Source organism: Bradyrhizobium barranii subsp. apii, from assembly GCF_011516635.5.
Classification (GTDB): Bacteria; Pseudomonadota; Alphaproteobacteria; order Rhizobiales; family Xanthobacteraceae; genus Bradyrhizobium; species Bradyrhizobium barranii.
The window spans coordinates 1,496,286-1,512,074 of the sequence record NZ_CP096255.1 but is presented as its reverse complement, the minus strand read 5'-3'; the positions used below and the strand labels follow the sequence as shown (position 1 = coordinate 1,512,074).

General features: G+C 60.1%; 12 protein-coding genes and 6 pseudogenes. 7 read left to right on the top strand and 11 right to left on the bottom strand.

Annotated features, from left to right (window positions below; translation table 11 throughout):
- Positions 1-287: 287 nt before the first annotated feature.
- Positions 288-422 carry a DUF2628 domain-containing protein gene (locus tag HAP41_RS07155; RefSeq protein ID WP_371821700.1) on the top strand — a complete coding sequence of 45 codons (135 nt, stop codon included), beginning with the start codon at positions 288-290 and terminating at the stop codon, positions 420-422.
- A 328-nt stretch (positions 423-750) separates the two neighbouring features.
- On the opposite strand, the pseudogene HAP41_RS07150 reads toward HAP41_RS07155, so the two are convergent.
- The 3 genes and pseudogenes from HAP41_RS07150 to HAP41_RS07140 form a co-directional block, all read right to left on the bottom strand.
- Positions 751-1,053, bottom strand: a pseudogene (locus HAP41_RS07150) (class I SAM-dependent methyltransferase); the annotation flags it as partial.
- A 31-nt stretch (positions 1,054-1,084) separates the two neighbouring features.
- Positions 1,085-2,440, bottom strand: coding sequence for a DEAD/DEAH box helicase (locus HAP41_RS07145; protein ID WP_224580931.1), 1,356 nt, complete (start codon positions 2,438-2,440; stop codon positions 1,085-1,087).
- 153 nt (positions 2,441-2,593) lie between these two features.
- A complete protein-coding gene (locus tag HAP41_RS07140; RefSeq protein ID WP_166104014.1) occupies positions 2,594-2,845 on the bottom strand; it encodes a zincin-like metallopeptidase domain-containing protein in 252 nt (83 codons plus the stop codon).
- On the opposite strand from HAP41_RS07140, the gene HAP41_RS07135 reads away from it, so the two are divergent.
- On the top strand, positions 2,844-3,026 hold the full coding sequence (locus HAP41_RS07135; RefSeq protein ID WP_166104017.1) for a hypothetical protein: 183 nt from the start codon (positions 2,844-2,846) through the stop codon (positions 3,024-3,026). The genes HAP41_RS07140 and HAP41_RS07135 overlap by 2 nt on opposite strands.
- Before the next feature lie 337 nt (positions 3,027-3,363).
- On the opposite strand, the gene HAP41_RS07130 is transcribed toward HAP41_RS07135, so the two are convergent.
- The 3 genes from HAP41_RS07130 to solA all read right to left on the bottom strand — a co-directional run bounded on the left by HAP41_RS07130 (position 3,364) and on the right by solA (position 6,018).
- Complete coding sequence (locus HAP41_RS07130) at positions 3,364-3,552, bottom strand: WGR domain-containing protein (RefSeq protein ID WP_321576397.1); 189 nt, start codon at positions 3,550-3,552, stop codon at positions 3,364-3,366.
- A 227-nt stretch (positions 3,553-3,779) separates the two neighbouring features.
- A complete protein-coding gene (locus HAP41_RS07125) occupies positions 3,780-4,325 on the bottom strand; it encodes a nucleotidyl transferase AbiEii/AbiGii toxin family protein (protein WP_166104020.1) in 546 nt (181 codons plus the stop codon).
- Between the two features lie 544 nt (positions 4,326-4,869).
- Positions 4,870-6,018, bottom strand: a complete 1,149-nt coding sequence (solA, locus tag HAP41_RS07120; protein WP_166104023.1) for an N-methyl-L-tryptophan oxidase — start codon at positions 6,016-6,018, stop codon at positions 4,870-4,872.
- 905 nt (positions 6,019-6,923) lie between these two features.
- Here solA and HAP41_RS07115 point away from each other — a divergent pair.
- The gene (locus tag HAP41_RS07115; RefSeq protein ID WP_166104026.1) at positions 6,924-7,103 is read left to right on the top strand and encodes a hypothetical protein; all 180 of its coding nucleotides are present in this window, start codon (positions 6,924-6,926) and stop codon (positions 7,101-7,103) included.
- A gap of 84 nt (positions 7,104-7,187) precedes the next feature.
- A pseudogene (locus HAP41_RS07110) lies at positions 7,188-7,471 on the top strand (transposase); the annotation flags it as partial.
- Here the strand turns inward: HAP41_RS07110 and HAP41_RS07105 are convergent.
- Both HAP41_RS07105 and HAP41_RS07100 read right to left on the bottom strand, forming a co-directional pair.
- Positions 7,463-8,019 (bottom strand): annotated as a pseudogene (locus tag HAP41_RS07105) (helix-turn-helix domain-containing protein); the annotation flags it as partial. The pseudogenes HAP41_RS07110 and HAP41_RS07105 sit on opposite strands and share 9 nt — an antisense overlap.
- A gap of 155 nt (positions 8,020-8,174) precedes the next feature.
- Positions 8,175-8,948 (bottom strand): annotated as a pseudogene (locus tag HAP41_RS07100) (outer membrane protein).
- 107 nt (positions 8,949-9,055) lie between these two features.
- Between HAP41_RS07100 and HAP41_RS07095 the strand changes: the two are divergent.
- A complete protein-coding gene (locus HAP41_RS07095) occupies positions 9,056-9,772 on the top strand; it encodes a ParA family protein (protein ID WP_224580932.1) in 717 nt (238 codons plus the stop codon).
- Positions 9,741-10,703: a hypothetical protein gene (locus HAP41_RS07090; protein ID WP_175618161.1), complete on the top strand. Its 963-nt coding sequence runs from the start codon at positions 9,741-9,743 to the stop codon at positions 10,701-10,703. The genes HAP41_RS07095 and HAP41_RS07090 overlap by 32 nt, the downstream gene beginning before the upstream one ends.
- A gap of 419 nt (positions 10,704-11,122) precedes the next feature.
- On the opposite strand, the pseudogene HAP41_RS50690 reads toward HAP41_RS07090, so the two are convergent.
- Positions 11,123-12,201 (bottom strand): annotated as a pseudogene (locus tag HAP41_RS50690) (IS110 family RNA-guided transposase).
- A 69-nt stretch (positions 12,202-12,270) separates the two neighbouring features.
- Here HAP41_RS50690 and HAP41_RS07080 point away from each other — a divergent pair.
- Positions 12,271-12,583: pseudogene (locus HAP41_RS07080) on the top strand (integrase core domain-containing protein); the annotation flags it as partial.
- An 822-nt stretch (positions 12,584-13,405) separates the two neighbouring features.
- Here the strand turns inward: HAP41_RS07080 and istB are convergent.
- Both istB and istA read right to left on the bottom strand, forming a co-directional pair.
- Positions 13,406-14,167, bottom strand: coding sequence for an IS21-like element helper ATPase IstB (gene istB / locus HAP41_RS07075; protein ID WP_166063422.1), 762 nt, complete (start codon positions 14,165-14,167; stop codon positions 13,406-13,408).
- Between the two features lie 16 nt (positions 14,168-14,183).
- The gene (istA, locus tag HAP41_RS07070) at positions 14,184-15,725 is read right to left on the bottom strand and encodes an IS21 family transposase (protein ID WP_166065845.1); all 1,542 of its coding nucleotides are present in this window, start codon (positions 15,723-15,725) and stop codon (positions 14,184-14,186) included.
- Between the last annotated feature and the right edge of the window lie 64 nt (positions 15,726-15,789).

Genomic DNA, 15,789 nt, shown 5'->3' with positions numbered 1-15,789 from the left:
GGCCGGTGAAGAGGTGCCGACAGAATCGGAGCGCCCCCCTCCTGTCGTCAGGCGGGTCCGATGCGAGACCCGCTCGGGTATTCGACCTCAGACCTCAAGACGGCGTCTTCCTGCAGGCTCGCATGGAAGACCACAGCGAATGCATGCTGGCGTCTCAACCAAGGGGCAGCTCGGCGGCTGATCTCCGGGTGCATGATCCGGAAAAGGTCGTGCCGGTTTTCCGGAAGATCATGCTGTAAGTAAGAGTCCATCCTCGGCGGAGCGTTCGAAGCCGGTCTATACAGTGCATGCCCCCGCGGCCAACGGCGCGGCTCTTGCGGCGGCCGACAAATTCGTCTTCGTACGCGACCGGCTTCCATTTCTGGGCCGCGATTGCGGGCGTGATCTGGCTGGCCTGGAACAGGCTCTGGCTGGCGCGCTAATCGGCTGGCTCGTGCTGACCTTTGCTATCGATTTCGCCCTAGCCTTGGCGTCGGCCGCAGTGCGACCTTCTTCGCTTGCCGCACTTCGAACGATACGTTGGAAACGGCAATACGCCGCACTCGATCGTAGAAATCTGACGCAGCGGCGACCTCGATCATACGGCACGGCAACACATGGATTCGCAATCGGCGAAGTAGTCATAACCAAGGCTTCTCTGTAAGACTACCGACCTGATAGAAAGTAATCATTCAGGAAGTCAGGGTATGATCCACTTCGGTGTACAGTTCCTTGGGGCATACCCACAACTATCCTCGGAAAAGGAACCCGTCACGGCTCCAACGCAACCTGCAAGCCCGCGTTGCCTCCAATATGCACATAACGGGGCCCGATAGGCCGACCCCTGCCGCTGGCGACGGTGACAATGTTTTCGAGACGGGTGGCGCGCGCATCCATCTCAGGGCGGGACAAGAGCAAATCGGCGTGAAACAGCCCTTCCGACTCAAGACCGGTAGTATCGACGCCAAGAGCTGCCAAGGTGGCCAAACAACTTTCAAACTCTTCAGCATCGCGAAAGCAACGCTGGATAAATGTCGCGCCGGTAAGACGTTCCGTTACAAGGCCACGCTTCGCGGCCATGACGCACAGAACCCGCGCCGCGTCTTCATCTGCCGGCCAGAAGCGCGGCGTCTTCGGTTGAGACGATGGCGCGTATTTCGGGCGGGTCGGCACGAAACCGCGCGATGGTCTCTTGGTTCCGCTGGCCCGATGAGCCGTTGATAATGCCAACCTTGAGCCCGAGTTCTAATGCCTGAATTGTGGTCTGCGTTTCGCGCCGCCCGGTGAAGACGACCATTCGCCAGCCGGTCGGAGTTTGCTGCTTGAGCATCGAAACGAGTTGACGAAGCCCTTCGAGCTTCGCGCTCGTTCTCATGGGCGTGACGATCGCTTTGACGGTTTCCGCTAGTTCGCGTGGCACCATCTCGTTACGGGCCATCGTCTGGAGTTGCGCCATGAGCGCGTGTGGACTGCTCGTCAACGCTTGCAGAATGCTGATCTGGGCGAGCCGATTGAGCTTCTGGATCGGTTTGGCTATGGCATTGATGAGCGCAAGCTCCTCCTCCGATGGGGTGACTTTGTGCAACTGGATCTTCCGTTCGGGAAAATCCAGATTGGCGTCGCCCCGTCTAACGCGCGACATATAGCCATAGACGATCTTACGAAACTCCTCTCGCGCCTCTGGCTTGAGGACGCGCGCATTTTCGCGCTTATCGTCGATGAAGCGGCGGGCAAAGACGCCTTCGTTGCCGAATAGATTTTCGTGTCCGCGCGCAACCGTGAGGAGTTCGACCAAGGAATAAAGATCCCATAGCCGATTTTGGATTGGTGTCGCGGTCAGCATCAGCACGTAGCGGAAGCGGCGTCGCTGCAGCGCCCTGTGAAATACCTTCGCGACCTGCGGCGTGGGATCAACGCCATAGAGGTTACGAAGCTTGTGAGCTTCGTCGAGCACAAGCATGTCGAAACGGTCATCGGGAATCTTGTCGAGATGGACGCGCGCGGAATGATAGGTCGTAATGACCGCGCCCATTTCATCAGGGTCGGCTGAAACAAGTTTGCTTCCGGTAACGACCTCGCCCGGGATATCGAACTTTGTCCCGAGCTCGTCCTTCCATTGTGGGCCAAGCAGTTTGGGCGCAACGATCAGAATCTTCGCCACCCGATTTCGGGCCATGAGCTCGCTTGCCACAAGCCCAGCGGATATCGTTTTGCCGAGACCGACATCGTCTGCGAGTAGGGTCACCGGCAAACGTCGGCAAAATGTGATGAGGTTTTGTACCTGGTGGTGGAAGGGCTCAAGTCGGCCCTTCCAACGGAACTCGGATTTGAAATCGTCGCGGCTTTCGATCACGATTGGATCGGTCAGCCCCCACTCAAGCGCGGCCCGATAGACGGTATAATGCTGGTACGATTTCGCTCGCCGCAAGATCTTGGTCTGTAGCCCCTGCGCCGCCGCCATGGCACCCGCCCCCTTTGAAAATAGAGTGGCGCTAGGTTTGGGGGACCGCAAGCCCTTCTTTTGCCAGATCACCCAAAGGTTTAGTCCTTATGGACGCACGACCGCGCCTGCCGATCGCCAGTGGGCGCACCAGATCGAAGCTGGCGGCGGGATTTAGCCGACCAGTTGCAGACCCCGGTCCTGCGGTGAAGCCGCAGGCGCCTCGCCGCAGATGGGCTGCAAGCTGCGCAGATATTCGGCTGCCTTTTGGGCGTACGAGCAAGTGGTGCAGAGGCCCCTTTTAACGTTCTTCGAGATCTTAATCCACGATCCGATATAGGCGGCGTGCACTTCCCTCACCTCTGGTGTGAGGTTGAAATCGGCCGAAAGGAAGGCCCCGCCAAGTTCGGCGACGAGTTTTTCCATGTCCTCGCACAAGCTGGCCCATGGCGCAGCGCAAATCCGAAACGTCGAACTGGATCGCGTCAACTTCAGCCGCGAATTGCTTTTGCCGCTCCGTCTCGTAGGCGCGGAGCGCGTTCATATACGGCGCGTTTTCATCTGGATCGGACATAGCAGTTATTTCGGGTACGGCAGTGGCTTCTGAAAGGCGGACGCTCCTCATAGAGGACCATGAGACTCTGTCGCGGAGTGGTTTGGCGTGATCGTCGATTGCCCACAAGACGGTTTCACAGAACGAGATGTCGGCCCCGGGGTGGATAGCTACACTCTCCAAAATCGCCGCAGTAGCGCGCACTTGCCGCCCTGGGTCGCGGCAAGAATTAAGAATTCCACCGCGACTTCATCGGGGACGCGAAGCGCGATCAAAGGCATGCGGGCCAATCAGCCAGCTTGCGGTATGTCGCACGCTGGCTCCAAACGCGGAAATTCTCGCTGGAGATAACCACGGCGGGTCTTGCGCCTGAGCCAAGACTCGAGGGCCTTTACAGCTGCACGCGCCCCTTGAACAGATCGAGCCGCCGTCGCCCGCGCCCACCGAGAGGACCCCATTCACGCACCAATGCCGTATCGCCAAACAGCGTCGGTTCGATCGTGAGCACATAGAACCGCGCCATGTTGCGGGCCGGATCGCGACGCTCGAGCACGAGATATTGCACCGTGAGTTCGGACATGCGCCAGAGTCGCAATTACCGAATCGACCGTCCAATTAAATAAATGAATCAATCCGGGCCAGCGATTCAGAACTTTCATGCGGGCAATGAGACCGTCGCAGTCAGGCTCGCGCCGGCTGAGCTGAAGCCGCAATCTCCAGTCCTGCTGGGCGGCGGAGTGCTCCCTGGACATGTCGTCTGAACGAGTTGCCACGCGCGTGCTCGACGGAGATCCCCCTCCTCCGACCTCAGGCATTACGCAAGACTTCCTCGAGTTGCGCGACGAGCTTCGCCCAGTGCTCGGCAGGAAGCTTGTCCAGATTGATCTGCTTCCAGCACACCGCCGGCAGCTCCGCCGCGCCAGGGACGCCCAGCAGGCTCCAATCCGGCTCGCCGCGCTTAAACCCTATGAGGAAATCCTTATGAGCTTGCGGCATTTTTCCCGCGATCTCGGCGATCAGCGTTTCTCGGGCTTCGAGCAACTCGTCCAGACTTACTTCATCGGCGCTCATGCCCTCGAAGCCGTGCGTGAACTCGTGCTCGATATCCTTGCGACGAGGAACCACGACCTCGGAAATCGGCCTGTCATGGCTGATGAGGTAGATGATGAATGCCTCGCGGAGATCGTCCGTGATGCCTTCGTTGGCGAGCAGATCGCGGACATCGAACAGGTCGCGCGGATGCTGCCGGTCGAGCGCCGCGAGATACGGGTGTTGAAGATCCTTCTCGAGTCGGAACGGAACGCCCGCCGCGAGGAAGAGGCCAGGCACACTCGCACGATCGAGGCGCTTCAACGCGAGATCGAGATCGCCAGCCGCGGTTTGACCGACCGGGGCGCCGAAGGCGTCCGGCCATCGCGGACGGTCGGCGCGCCGGAACCGCGCTCAAGGACCAGATCCTGAGGGCCACCGACGACCGGTTCGGACCATTGGCGCGAAGATTGCTGCGGCCCGGCTCCAGATGGCTTGCAACGGAACGAAGGATTGGCGCTCGTACTTCGAATCCTTGAAACAGGTCCGCCCCGGCCTGACACCGGCACGTTATCAATCGGCGGGATCGATCGCGCTGGCGGCATCTCCAAGCGCGGCAACCACCAGGTTCGGACCTATCTGTTCGAGGCCGCGAACGTCCTGCGAACGGACGTCTTACGCCGAGCAAAGAGTTGCGCTGGACTGAAGCAACCTGCATCATCTCGTGCTGCTCTCAAAATCAACCGCTAGAATCGGCCAGCAAGAGCTGCGGGCGACTCGGTTGTTTGCGGGAGCTCCATTGGTTCCCGAGCCCACGACCGCAATTACGCCATTGTCTGCAATACCAGAATTGGACGCCATTGACCTGTCAGGAGCTTGGCGGCTCGACGCCGCTGAACCGGTCTAATTGGAATGCCTTCGGCGCTATCAGCTTCGCATCGAGCGCCAAATCCGCGAGCATCGTACCGATCGCGCTGGCGAACTTGGCACCGTGACCGGAGCAAGGCGAGGCGACGATGATGCGGGGATCGGCCGGAAGTCGGTCAATGATGAATTCGTTGCCCTCGTCCGGTCGCAGGTCTGCTCGGAGCGTGTTCGTGTAGAGGCAGATATCGCGCTCGACGATTGGGCCCGCCGCTCCGGGGACCAATTCGGCGAGCGTCAATCCAACAGTCTCCAGTTCTGCGTCGGTCGGCTGCGGGTGCCAGGCGTCTGCCCCCACGACCGGCCCATGGTCATGCTGTGCAGCCTTCACGCCTCGTCCCTCAAAATCGGGAAAGCCGTATACCACTCCTTTCTCCCCTTCGACAATGAACGCCGGAAACTCACCGTAACGCACCAATTCCGGTTTGGCCGGCTTGAACCAACCGACCGTTTGTCGGGTGATCTTTAAGTGTCGTGCAAGTCCCGGGACTAGCCCGGCAATCCACGGTCCAGCCGCGATGATGGCCCTCTCGGCCAAGATTACCTCTTGGGGCATTGAAATACGGATGCCGGCGGCCACCGGCCGTATTCGGGCCGGAGCCAGAATGATGCGGTGCTCGGCTCCTTCGCGAAATGCGCGGATCGCAGCTTCGGCCAATAGGATCCCGCCGCTTTCCTGGACGACCACATCCCAGTGTTCGGGAAGCCGGAAGGCGGGAAATGCGGCGTTTGCTTCCGCTCCCGTGGCTGGACCGGGGACGGCGTCCTTCAGCGCGGCAGCGCGGGAGTCGGCCACCATCTTCGATCCGGGAGGTCCTGCTTCGAGTACACGAGTCGGCATCAGGATTGTCCGTCCACTGGCGGCCTCCAGCATCCGCCATCCCTTGAAGGCAGCATCGCTTAGCTCCGTGTAGGCCGCGCTCTCGAAATTGAAGCGTCGGTACACTCGGCATGAGCCATGCGACGAGCCGCGAGCCTCGCCCAAGACAAGAGGGTCGAATCCGAGCACGTCGGTCCCACGACGCAGCAGCGAATGGAACGCAGAGCTTCCTATCAGCCCGAGGCCGACAACGGCGACTTCGCAAACACGCATTCCTCACCCCGTCTTCCGCTGTCCAACGCGCGCTATTAATCTGCCGCGCCACCGCACATTTAAGCTCCGCCCTTTGTGGACACGCTGCAGCCGCAGCAGGAGCACAAGAATCATCCGCCGTGCCGCAGCCATCGATAAGGGAGCGCCGCGCCATCGACCAGAGTCGTTACCATAGTCGGAGAGTGAGCGGCGCTCGACCCGCCTGCGCCGAACGGCGAAATGCCGCCTCGCTCCCGCAATCGCGGGCGAGCACCGCCGCCATCGCAGTGCCATAGAGCGCCAACGGTGCTTCCGCGAAGAGCACGCCGCGAATAACTGCTCGAGCAGCAGAAAGGTCGCGAGCGCTTGGGGCTGTGAGAAGCGCTGCGGCGAAGAACGGTGCGAAGACCGGAAGCAGCAGGCGGCAGTCGCGCACTATCGCAGCACAGCATTCTCCGCATCGTCCTCTCGTCGCGGTGTGATGGTGTTCTGAGCAAAGCAAGCGACGTGCCGAACTGAAAGTCCTTCTGCAAGCACTACATTCTCTGTTGGACAGAGCGGCGCTTGTTGATGTTGGGGCAAAGCTGACAACATTCGTGAGGACCCAAACATCTCCTCATTTTAAGCACCACCGCAGCCAGAAAGGGCTGCCAGCGTTACCCGCGCCCCTCTTCAGGCCAAGTTTTGAGTCGGATCGCCGTTTAGACATCGAACCGGTGGAGGAGGAATGGCACGGCTGTCTCGGTATACAGTTCGTTCTCCGCTTGAGAGCCGCTTGCAATTGAGACGCAGGCGCCCGAACATGTTAGGTAAGCGGTTGGAGAATGATCCGGATTTCAAAGCGAACGGCGCCCACCTCGAACAGACGAACGAGCAAATGCAAACGCATAACAGTATTGGGGAGCTGCAGCGACAAGGTTTCGAGCTTGGAAGGCATTAAGCCTGTTTGCGGCAAACGCGATAGCTATGTTCATTCGACAGGGGAAAACGAGTTCATCAAGATCAATACATTCGGGCGCTTCGAGACCATCGCCTACAAGTTGCCACTGGCCGCTGTCCGGCGCCTGGCATGGACGCTGCCCGAGCCGGCCAAGAGGCTTCGCTGAAGGAGCAACGCCAAACGGCTGCCAGGATCGAGGTCAATATACAAAAGTAACCATGTTGACCTGAATCGCGACCAAGCGGCATGAATCGGGCCCATCACAGCGACGGTCGCTCGTTGGCCCTGGCGCCGACGACTCGGGCATATAGGAGAGGACGCGACTTTGCGGCCTGGCTGGGGCTCACCCCGCTGCAGCGCTCCACGGGCGGAAAGCAGAAGCTCGGCGAGACATCCCGCATGGGCGAACGAACTCTGCGCCGACTATTAATCATCGGTGCGAGCGCAGCCGTGCGCTGGGCAATGCGTAAAGGCTCGACCGCAAATCCTTGGCTTGCGCGCTTGCTTGCCCGCAAGCCGTCCATGCTCGTGATCGAGTGCCTGAATGTGGCTTTTCTCATCGATGCTGAGGACAAGGGCTCGGTTTGGGATAGGTAAAGGCCGATGATATTGCCCACCTTGACGACGAACAGCGGATCGCTCGACAGCTTGAATGTCTGGCTACGGTGCGGCAAGCCGAACGCCGCCCACATGCGGCGGATCGTGGTGTGGAAAAAGCCAGTTTCCGCCGCCATCGAGCGGATCGACTGGGCGTCGCGTCGGCTGGCGTCAGCCGCAACGTTCGTTCGATCACCGCGGCAACCTGATCGGCGTTGATGGTGCGAGGTCAGCCATGGCGCGCCTCTTCAAGCAGACCATCACAGCGATCCTTCAAAACGCGATGGCTCCATTTGGCAACGGTGTGTTCATGGAGGCCGAGTTTGGCAGCCACGGACTTGCTAAGGCAAGCCGTCCGCACACCACAGGATCGCGCGGTACCGCTCAGATAGCGAGCGGGCAACGTGGTGACGACGAACGTGCCTCTCCAAGTACGTCCGCTCCTGCTGACTTAGCACCAACGGCGCGATCGGCCGGCCTCTCACACCTGCATTTGCGACAAGCGCTCTGCTTCAGAGGTCCCAGCGCCGATTTATGTGGCGAACTTGCGTTCCAGATGACTACCTTGAGAGAGGAGCAACGCGCGTCAAGGATTGTCTCTAGCGCTCCGTGTGATCGAACGCTTCCGTTCCGGCGAAGATCAATATGTCGTGGCGACCGCGCCACCCCAGCGGTAATTCAGGCGGACCAGACCGATATCGACGTCCTGACTGATACGGGCAGTCCCCGCGAAAGCGGCCGCCGGACCACCCACGAGTCCAGGTGAAAAAAGAAGTCCACGTCCCGATGACCCATGAACAGGTGGTCGTACTCAACGCCGATGGACCAGTTCGGAGCGAAGCCAAATTCAAGGCCCGCCCCTACCGTGCCGCCCCAACAAGTTTCGCTGCCGTTGTCGATAGTCAGCCCAGTCGCAAAATCGAAGACCCGGTATTTGTCGCGGACAACCGCAGCGCCACCCTTCACATAGAGCAGCATGTTATTCCAGGCATAGCCGACTTGGCCCGTGAACAGGCCGAATGCATCAAGCTTGGATTCATCCTGGACGCCTGCAAAAGCGAGGTTGGCGTTGGAGCCCTTGAAATCGGCCCAGTCGCCCTACGCCTGCAGGCCAAACAGCGAGTTGGCTATTTGCCAGCGATAGTCGATTTGACCGCCGACCGTGCCTCCCGTCGCATTATGGCAACCCTATGCCGACGGGCGGAGCGACAATCGCGCCTCCGGCGTTGACCACGTCCCAGCATTGATGCGCGGAGCCGCCGCCGCCATTTATGCCGACGTAGAAGCCGCTCCAATCATAGATTGGAATGACCGCTGGGAGCGCTTTGACGTAGGGCCCCGCGGCCAGATCAGCGGCAGAGGAAGGGGCAACCAGCGCGATCAGGGCTACCGTGCCCAGCAGGACCTTTTTCATTCTCTAAACCCAGCTTCGTATCGACCGTCCCTGACGGGTATAGGACGAAGATTGCCATGTGCCCGTCCTCTCCATCAATTCCCAAGGTTGGTAGTTGACTGACGCCCATGCAGCCGACGACTCATGCGTCTCATCTCGTTGTCATCCGGGAAGCGCAGGATATGCATGTCCTTGTTCTGGTCACCCAAAAAGGCGGAAGCGGCAAAAGCACGCTGGCGGTTGGCATTGCGGTCGCGGCGATGGGGAACGGGGAGCGCGTCGCAATTGTCGAGGCGGATCCACAAGGCACGATTTCAAAATGGAAAGAGCGGCGTTGCCATCCCTATCCGCGGGTCGTTCGGATCTCCGATCCCGCCGAACTAGAAGTGGCTCTCGTCAGCCTTGAAGCTGAGGGAATCTGGCTTACGGTCATCGATACCGCCGCCACGAACAATGCACTGGCCGTGCTCGCCATCGCGAGGGGCGATCTTTGCCTGATCCCAGTGCGTCCGAGTCTGGCCGACATCGAAGCTGCGATACCGACACTGATTGCTATTCGTAGGCTCAACCGCCGATTCGCTTTCGTCCTCAATCAGACGCCACCGCGGGGCTGCCGCTTGAGTGAAGCTGCAACGTCCCTCAATTCGCTCGGGGTGCTTGCGCATCCCTATGTCGGACAGCGCAATGTCCACCAGGACGCGCTTGGGGCCGGATTAGGCGTAACCGAGTTTGCACAAGAGGGAAGAGCCTCGGAGGAAGTTCGTGAGCTTTGGCGCTGGGTCTTGAAAACGCTTGTCGAGGGGTCGTTAGATCATGAGCCACACGAAAAAAAGGCGTCGTGCTAGCCATACGCGCTGTGCGCGACGCTCGCTGGTGGAGCTTACCGCGGCGGCGAGCCGAGCCGTTGACGATGGCCTGTTTGTGTTGTCCAGCGGGATTGCCGCTTCCAATCCGCGATCGGAGCACACAGGAGAGAAGACGCCTGATCAAACAATGCTTGCGAGGCAAGCGACGGCTCCGGGTGCCGTTGCGGTGCTTGAATCTCGGAATGCGGCGGCGCCGCGCAAGGACGAACTTCTAGATTCCGACGCTACGACTGAGATGATGGTGAAGATTGCCAATCTCGTAGAGACACGGGTGGGGAGGGAAGCGGCACCGAAAGACATCGGCCGCTCCGGTCTTGAAGGCGACTTTTTGACCGCTCTCAAAGAAGCCGCAACAGAGTTCCGCGCGGATGCGGCCGAGTTGATCGTGCAGAAGGAACCTGCCGACGGCGCGGGGCAGCCGCAACTGCGATACATGCGGCGGCTCACTGACGAGGCGGTCAGATTGCTGGACGATCTTCAGAGCGGCAAGCTGGAGACTCAGGCGAACTTCATCCTGAGCGAATGCTTCAGAGAAGCCGCTAGCGCGTTCTCTATGATCAATCAGCAGCTCAAGCGCGACGGCTATGCTGCGAGCATTGATCCATCAATCTTCATTTGGCTTGCCAATCTCATCGAACCGGAGACGCGCGACACCGGGACCATGCGGCTTGAGATCGTACCCAACCACCGAGCTCGTCCGAGCACGTATGCGCGCCAGGTCGGTCAATTCATCTGGCACCTTGTCGAGAGGCAAGGCTGCGGGCGACAGGCCGCATATCGGGCTGCGCTCACGAAGTTCAGCATAAGCGCGAGTTTCGCCGAGACGGCCTATGCCTTTTGGGAGCCGATCTTCAAGCGGGCGGGACCGCACGTGAAGATGCTGACCCGCATTTCAGATCCAGAAATGTAAAGCAAAGCAGCGTGGGCATTTGGCGTCCGATTTAACTGAGGCCCCCTGAGAGGACTGCCCGGCAACTTCGTCCGAGCTCTGGACGAAGAAGACGCTGACCTTGGGGCCGCTCCTGCATGGCCCATAATTGCGCTGATAAGGGCCCGGAGCGAAGCCGGCTGATCGTGCTGGGCGCCGTGACAATTGCGCCTGTGAAATCGAAGCCAGTACCGCATCTTGATTGTGCTCGTACTGCTCCAAGATTGCATCCCATAGGACTTTCCACTCCTTCGAGCCCCATTCGTAAGAACGTTGAAATAGAGGCGCCAACATCTGTTCGATGCCTTTGAAGAGTTCAATTATTGGACGGGACGAGCTTCCATCGAAAGTCTCTATTGGCGAAGGTTGCGCAGCGGACGTGCTTCTATTAACAAGGGAATCTAATTCATGCATGTTGTCGGTCTCAGATCAAGATCGGTCGAATGTTGTGCAATCAAGTTCGCTGCCTGCCACTGATTATTTCCTCCAGAGAGAGTCATCGCCCAGACGATCCGGGCCAGACTTGTTGGCAACGGCGATGGCGACGACGACCATGTCCGACGCCGTTCAAGCAGGACTTTGATCCAGCCGCCTCCAACCCGGGAGCGTGCCTTTGGGCACCGAACGACGTTACGTGCTCCGATGACAAGCAAGTGCCTGAGATAGGAATCGCCCTGTTCGTAATCCGGCCGAGCCGATCCTTCCCGCCGGTGAAATTCTGCTTAGGCGTCAGGCCAAGCCAGGCCGCGAACTCGCGCCCGGAGCAGAACATTGTCGCATCCGGCACGGTCGCGGCGAGAGCCGTGGCCGTTATGTGACCGATCCCTGGAATCGAGGACAGCAACTTCGCCATCGGATTTATTCGTTGGATCTGAGCTAGCTCGCGCTCGATGGCCTCGACCTGCCGGTCCAATTCCTTCAGTTGGTTCACAAGGACGGCTAGTGCAATTCGGGCGTGGGCCGGTAGCATCAGTTCCTCGTCATCCAACAAGCCCACCAGACCGTCCGCCCGTTGCCGGCCTTGCCCGGCAATGATTCCGAACTCAGCAAAATGAGCCCGAGTGGCGCAGGCTGTCGTGGCCCGTTGGCGGACCAACAAAGCCTCTTGCACGATGAAGCATCAAGAAGCCATGGTTCTCGACGCTCTTGATTGGAACGAACCGCATATTGGGACGGGTGACCGCTTCGCAGATTGCAGCCGCGTCAACGGCGTCATGCTTGGCTCCTCTTCGTAGGTAGGGTTTAACATAGGCTGGCGGGATCAATCTCACATCGTGTCCAACTGGCGAATCTCCCGCGCCCGGTTGTGAGCAGTCGCGCAGGCCTCAATGCCGACTAGGCAAGGTACGAGCGAGGAGAAGAACGACACGATCTCGCCTGGCCGGAGGCGTTGGCGACAGGCCACTTGGCCTTGGCCATCAACGGCATGGATGTGAAATACGTGCTTCGAAACGTCCAACCCAATTGTCGCGACTTCCATTGGTGAACTGCTGGCTGTTAGCTGGTTCGTCCATCGCCAGCATATCGCCGGCGCCGAGGGAGCGGGGCCGTCTTCCCCATCAATGGCCGGATGCGCGATGAGCTGCTCAACGAGACCCTGTTCTTCGATCTTGGCGGCGCCCGCGCCAAGATCGCCAACTGGGTCGACGATGACAATCTCCGGCAGCCTCACTCGTCGCTGTAGTATGTCACCCCCCGCGGCCTATGCAGCCCACCTCACCGCAACGGACGATCGGCTACGCAACCCCGACCAGCTTCGCCGATCGTTCGTTGCTCCAACCGCGCCACTTGGCGTCCAAGATCCCGACACTCTAATGCCGCTGGATGAAATTTCAGTGGCAGGTCCATTCGTGAATCCATGATCGCTCCTCCAGATTGGTTAGAAGCCGACATTGTGGTTCGATAGATGCACAACTTAAATTCCGATTCGAGTTTTGCAGTGCGTCAGGGTTGCAGTCGCGCGTAAGCGCGCAATCAATCTGCAACGAGCAGGCCTACGTGCGAGTGAATTTGCGTGATGCGAAGCACTGAAGCTTCCTGCCTGTGCGCTTGCGACGCGAGACGCGACGCCGACCCTCGAGGCAACGCCCTGAACTGCGACGTTTGTTTGTAGAAAGCACAACGCCGCCCGCTCAAAATGCATGCGGGCGGCGTTGGCTCTAGCCCCAGGAAGGAAATGCAAAATCCTAGCTTGCATAGAATATGGAGGAGGGCGCACGCCGTCGCTATCCGTAGGACTCCGGTATCCTCCAATGAATAGGGGAACTGTGCGGCGCGGGGTCTCGGATCAAGCAACTAAGTTGCTCGCCCAAAGCCAACTTTCAAGCTCAGCAATTTGGATCGAGAATGATCGGGGAATTTGGCCTCCTGAGTATGTTGCTGCGGTGGCTACAAATGACGCGGGCGCTGCCTTGGAGAAACCGCCCAAGCGCAAGTCTGGGCTGAGCAGATTTGGCCATCTCATGGGGTCGCGAGTGTGAATGTTTGAGAAGCCAAGCCCGCACGTTTCTCAGCAACTCGCGTACCAAACGGGCACGACGAAAAGAGAGAGGGAAGAACAGGACGCGCGCGGTTGACTAGTCGCGTGCATATTTCAGTGATCGTGAGCAGCGATTTCGCGCGATCATGAGCGCCGAATTCAGACGATCGTGAGCAGCCTCGCTCCGGCCGAGGCGGTGATAGGGTCAGCGTTCTGGCTGCTCGTCAAGGGTGATGGTTTTGGCGTTGCGTTTTCGCATGCTTTCGCCAGCAAGCTGGAGGCGGTGAGCGTTGTGGACGAGGCGATCCAGAATCGCGTCGCCTAGCGTGGGATCTCCGATAACTTCGTGCCATGTGTCCACAGGGAGTTGGCTGGTTACGATGGTGGAGGAGCGGCCATGGCGATCGTCAAGGATTTCCAGTAGATCGCGCCGCTCGGCAGCGGTGAGCACCGACAATCCCCAATCATCCAAAATCAGAACCTGGGCGCGGCCAAGGGTTTTGAGCAAGCGGGCATAACGTCCATCGCCCCGCGCGAGCCCCAACGCTTCGAACAATCTTGGGACGCGGTGATAGAGGACCGAGCGATTATCTCGGCAGGCCTTGTGGCCGAGGGCACAGGCTAACCAACTTTTGCCCAATCCGGTCGCCCCGGTTATGAGCAAATTCTCGTGGCGATCGATCCAGTCGCCGCTGGCGAGCTTGGCGAAGACGGCCCGGTCGATACCCCGCGGCGTGCGCAAATCGACGTCCTCCACGCAGGCATTCTGGCGGAGCGAGGCCAGCTTGAGGCGCGTGGTGAGCCGCCTGGTGTCGCGTTCCGCCGCTTCCCGGTCGACCAGCAGGCCGATGCGATCTTCGAACGGCAAGGCTTCGAGATCAGGCGATCGTCGCTGCTCCTCGAAGGCCTTGGCCATGCCGCTCAAGCCGAGCTCGATCAGGCGTTCGTGGGTGGGATGGTTGAGCATACAGGTCTCCTTGGCTTCAGTGAAAATAATCGCGGCCGCGGATGTTGCCGTGGCGCAGGGGTTGGTGTTCGGAGGGCTCGTCGAGAAAGGTACGATCCAGACCGTTCTGGAGGATGGAGCGGATCGAGGCGACGGATCGCGCCTTGATCAGAATGCCGCGCCGGCAGGCCGCTTCGACGCGCTCCGCGCTGTAGCTTTTGACCAGTGACAGAATGCCGAGGCAGGTGCGAAAGCCTTGCTCGGGATGCGGCCGGGCCGCGATCACGGCCTGGAAGAAGGCGGCGGTCGACGGACCGATCCGCTCGCCGGCGACGATCACTCCGGCGGGCGTCCATTGACCGTAGCGCCGATGGGCGCTGGGCATATGGTCGGCGATGGTGGTGTGGCCCCGCCGGTTGGGCGCGCGGGCGTGGCTGGCGATCCTGCGGCCGTTGTGGAAGATCTCGACCGTTCTGTCATCGATGCGTGCGTCGACAAGCTCACGGATGAGCCGATACGGCGCGGAATACCAGTGTCCATCGATCTCGATATGATAGTCGGGGCCGATCCGGCATCGCTTCCAGCGTGCGAAAGCGTAAGCCTGGTCCGGCAGCTTTGTAAGCTTGGGCTTGTCGAGCTCGGCGAACAGTTCGGCGCGACTGGCGCCAAAGTCGCGCATCTGCCTTGCATTGAGTTCGACGACGAGTGTTTTGATGGCTGCGTTCAGCTCCGCCAACGAAAAGAAGCGTTGGTTGCGCAGCCGCGCCAGAATCCATCGCTGGGCGACTTGCACCGCAACTTCGACCTTTGCCTTATCTTTTGGGCGCCGCGGCCGGGCTGCGAGAATGGCCGTGCCGTAATGGCTCGCCATCTCGGCATAGGTTCGGTTGAGGCCGGGATCGTGGCGGTCGGGATTGGTGACGGCGGCCTTGAGATTGTCGCAGACTACGAATGTCGGCACGCCGCCGAGGAAGGCGAAAAGATTGATGTGGACCCGGATCCAGTCGGCGAGCCCCTCGCTTGGACAGGCCTCGGCATAGGTATAGTTGGAGGCGCCCATCGCCGCGACGAACAGCTTCATCGACTGCACTTCCCCGTTTGAGGGATCGATGACGTCGATGGTGTCGCCGGCGAAATCCACGAAAACCTTCTCGCCGCCCAGATGCGTCTGCCGCATCGAAGGCCGGGCTCGCCCCTTCCAGGCCTCGTACGTCGTGCAGAACCAGGTGTAGCCGAAGCCATCGGGATGGGTGGCGCGATACTCGTCCCACAGCAGCCGACGGGTCACGTTGCGTCGGCGCAGCTCCTTGTCGACATAGCCCCAGTCGGGAACGGCCCGCTGGGGGCTCTGCGACGCAGGCCTCGGCGCCGGGAAAAGCAGCAGCTCCAGGTCCTCGTCGCTCATTCCGGCCGGCAACGGCCAGTTCAGCCCGGCAGCCCCGGCTCGGCGTAGATAGCTGTGCACGGCGCCGTTGCTGATGCCCAAGGTGCGCGCGATGGCTCGCTCCGGCAAGCCTTGAACATGTTTTAAGCGGAGAACCTCTTTGATCCGGCGCATCGACAATCTCTGGGTGGGCATCGGCCTTCCTCGTTCACTGACGAGGCAGTTCCTAAGCCGGTTGAGTTGTCGGCCGAAGCGGGCT

Coding starts and splice junctions, on each gene's coding strand:
- istB (WP_166063422.1), bottom strand. CDS start 14,167: ATGCTCAACCATCCCACCCACGAACGCCTGATCGAGCTCGGCTTGAGC.
- istA (WP_166065845.1), bottom strand. CDS start 15,725: ATGCCCACCCAGAGATTGTCGATGCGCCGGATCAAAGAGGTTCTCCGC.
- HAP41_RS07155 (WP_371821700.1), top strand. CDS start 288: ATGCCCCCGCGGCCAACGGCGCGGCTCTTGCGGCGGCCGACAAATTCG.
- HAP41_RS07095 (WP_224580932.1), top strand. CDS start 9,056: ATGCAGCCGACGACTCATGCGTCTCATCTCGTTGTCATCCGGGAAGCG.
- HAP41_RS07135 (WP_166104017.1), top strand. CDS start 2,844: ATGTCCTCGCACAAGCTGGCCCATGGCGCAGCGCAAATCCGAAACGTC.
- HAP41_RS07130 (WP_321576397.1), bottom strand. CDS start 3,552: ATGTCCGAACTCACGGTGCAATATCTCGTGCTCGAGCGTCGCGATCCG.
- solA (WP_166104023.1), bottom strand. CDS start 6,018: ATGCGTGTTTGCGAAGTCGCCGTTGTCGGCCTCGGGCTGATAGGAAGC.
- HAP41_RS07140 (WP_166104014.1), bottom strand. CDS start 2,845: ATGGAAAAACTCGTCGCCGAACTTGGCGGGGCCTTCCTTTCGGCCGAT.
- HAP41_RS07090 (WP_175618161.1), top strand. CDS start 9,741: ATGAGCCACACGAAAAAAAGGCGTCGTGCTAGCCATACGCGCTGTGCG.
- HAP41_RS07145 (WP_224580931.1), bottom strand. CDS start 2,440: ATGGCGGCGGCGCAGGGGCTACAGACCAAGATCTTGCGGCGAGCGAAA.